This window comes from Sulfurimonas sp. (assembly GCF_014859695.1).
Lineage (GTDB): Bacteria > Campylobacterota > Campylobacteria > Campylobacterales > Sulfurimonadaceae > Sulfurimonas.
Map to the genome: position 1 here is coordinate 1 of NZ_JACUTS010000143.1, position 2,655 is coordinate 2,655.

A 2,655-nucleotide genomic window follows, 5' to 3' on the forward strand; every position below is an offset into this window, starting at 1 on the left:
TTCAATACTGATCAAGGATCTCAATATACTGCACAATCACATGTAGATATACTAACTGACCTTACGCACTTTTGTAAAAAAGTTCGTAAATACCTCTAATTTTCTCGAAAAGTACCCTTTTCGTAGCTTTAGGGGGCTGTAGGGACATTTGTCCCTGCCACTAAAACGGACGCGTTCGTTTTAGTGCGTAACATCAGATACTAAAACAACACGATATTAAAATCTCTATGGATGGCAAAGGTAGAAGTATAGACAATATCTGTATAGAAAGGTTTTGGAGAACAATCAAGTATGAAGAGATATATCTCAATGACTACAAGAGCATAAGTGAACTTAGATACTCTATAAATAACTATATAGTAAAATACAACTCAAGACGATTACATTCAGCTATCGGTAATAAAACACCTAACGAAGTTTATCATGAAGCCATAAAAAATGTAAATAATCAAGAGCTACATTTAGTAGCATAATGAGTGAAATAAGAATGTTGCTTTAAGTGGTCTTGACAAATGGGGACGTTATAGGAATAGCTGTTGCTAATCCTTTGAAAAAAGTCAAATCTTTGAAGGTCGATAACTCAAGAGAGAGATATTTAACAAAAAATGAGATTCTTCAGCTATTTGAACATACGCAAGATGATGAGCAGTTACATCTTTTTATTCTACTTGCCTTAACAACAGGGGCAAGAGTCGGAGCTATATGCAAAATCACGCCAAGAGATATCAATTTTGATACAAAAACCATAAGTGTTTTAGATGAAAAAAATCGTGAGAAATATACTGCTTTTTTGGGCAGTCAAGAGCTTGAAGAGCTTTTAAAAAAAAAAGGTAAAAAATCTAAAGCTTGACACTCCCGTCTTAAAAGAAAATGAAGCAAATCTGTATGATCAAATAAAACTAAAAGCCAGAACTGTGCTTGATAAACTTTTTAACAAGGATGATATAGACGTAAAATATAGAGTAGTTATACATACGCTTAGACATACATTTGCTTCACACTTGGCGATAAATGGTACACCAATTTTTACGATTCAAAAGCTGCTTAACCACAAAGATATAAAAATGACTTTGAGGTATGCAAAATTAGCTCCTGATACAGGAAGGGACTGTATTTTAAAGTTGGGATTTTAGCATTCCGTTCACTAAAATAGACAGTGGCAGCACTAAAAATTTGTACCCTTCTTTTTGAATCGGTATGATATGTTCACCCATATAAAAAATAAACCCGCCTTTAAAATTATCACAGCTATTTTGGGCAAGTTTTACAAGTCCTCTTAGTTCTGAACTCTTTATACTCGTAGATGCTTTTACCTCAATGCCGATGATGTTTGCATTGCTTTGCTCTAAAACAAAATCAACTTCATAATCGGCATCTCTATAGTGATATATCTTTGTCGTTTTTTGAGCATAAGTCGTATGTTTTAAAAGCTCTGTATAAATAAAGTTCTCAACTAGACTTCCTAAGTGTTCCCGCTCTTTTAGTATAAGCGCTTCTTTGTCTATACCAAGCAGGTGAGAAGCTAAGCCCGTGTCGATAAAGTGAATTTTAGGAGTTTTTACTTCTCTTTTGCCTCTGTTTGTAAAGTATGGATTTACTCTTTTTACCAGATAGAGAGCTTCAAGAATCTCTATATCTGATTTTACGGTCATATCTTTGATGGCGAGATGTGCTGCAAGAGAGTTATATTTGAGAAGATTGGCATTGCTGTGAGCCAAGAGCAGAAGCAGTTTAAATATTTCAGATTTATTTTCTTGACTCACTCGCTTTATAAGGCTCAAATCTTTTTCAATACGAGCCGCAATATAACTTTCAAACCAAGCATGAGATACTCTTTGAGGCTTGTCGTATACGCCGGCAAAACCGCCTTTTGTTATGATGTCAACCTGCTCTTCGACACTAATAGCTTTAAAGTTTATATCTGCTACCGTACCGCTAAAGAGCAAATCTATAAAGTTCTCGCTTTTTTGGTGTAGCTCATATTGAGAAAACGGGAAAAGATCTACGCTTACCATTCTCCCCGCTAAAGACTCATTTATAGCACTCATTTTAAAAAGATCTGCACTTCCTGTTAAGAGAAACATACCGTTTTTATTCTCTTCATCTACAACGATCTTTAGAGCTTTTACAAGTTCGATTGCCATTTGCACTTCATCTATGACCGAAGGTGTTTTTGAGAGTTGTTTTGCAAATGTTAGCGGGTCCTCTTGTGCAGCTTTTAAAATCGTCTCATCATCCATTGTATAGTATTTAAACCCTAGCTCTTTTGCTATCTCTTTACTGAGCGTTGTTTTGCCAGATTGTCTAGGTCCTGCGATGGTTACGATTTTAAAAGATTCCAATAATTCTAAAATGTAAGGCTTTATATTTCTCTTTACAAACATAGTTTTCTCCAAAATTATGAGTTATTATAACATATATTATGAATTAATATAGCATTAGTTATGAATAAACCTTGTTAAAAATAGGATATTTATATATAGGCAGTGACTTTTTTGCGGAGAGTTTAAAGCTCATAATATACTTTTTCACTGTTATCGCTCTGGAATTTATTTTGAAAATTTGAGCACCTCTTAGTTATTCGTTTTTTACATCTTATCAACTGATGTTACGCACTAAAACGAACGCGTCCGTTTTAGTGGCAGGGACAAATGT

At 34.4% G+C, this 2,655-nt stretch carries 4 protein-coding genes; 3 read left to right on the forward strand and 1 reads right to left on the reverse strand.

What is annotated here, in order from left to right; all coding sequences use genetic code 11:
• Positions 1 to 221 precede the first annotated feature (221 nt).
• The 3 genes from IBX42_RS11995 to IBX42_RS12600 all read left to right on the forward strand — a co-directional run bounded on the left by IBX42_RS11995 (position 222) and on the right by IBX42_RS12600 (position 1,133).
• Positions 222 to 473 carry an integrase core domain-containing protein gene (locus IBX42_RS11995; RefSeq protein ID WP_294933168.1) on the forward strand — a complete coding sequence of 84 codons (252 nt, stop codon included), beginning with the start codon at positions 222 to 224 and terminating at the stop codon, positions 471 to 473.
• A gap of 74 nt (positions 474 to 547) precedes the next feature.
• Entirely contained in the window at positions 548 to 850 is a 303-nt protein-coding gene (locus IBX42_RS12000; protein ID WP_294933166.1) for a tyrosine-type recombinase/integrase, read from the forward strand.
• Between the two features lie 64 nt (positions 851 to 914).
• Positions 915 to 1,133 carry a tyrosine-type recombinase/integrase gene (locus IBX42_RS12600; RefSeq protein ID WP_365943733.1) on the forward strand — a complete coding sequence of 73 codons (219 nt, stop codon included), beginning with the start codon at positions 915 to 917 and terminating at the stop codon, positions 1,131 to 1,133.
• Here the strand turns inward: IBX42_RS12600 and IBX42_RS12005 are convergent.
• Positions 1,116 to 2,384 carry an ATP-binding protein gene (locus IBX42_RS12005; RefSeq protein ID WP_294933167.1) on the reverse strand — a complete coding sequence of 423 codons (1,269 nt, stop codon included), beginning with the start codon at positions 2,382 to 2,384 and terminating at the stop codon, positions 1,116 to 1,118. The genes IBX42_RS12600 and IBX42_RS12005 overlap by 18 nt on opposite strands.
• Positions 2,385 to 2,655: the final 271 nt, after the last annotated feature.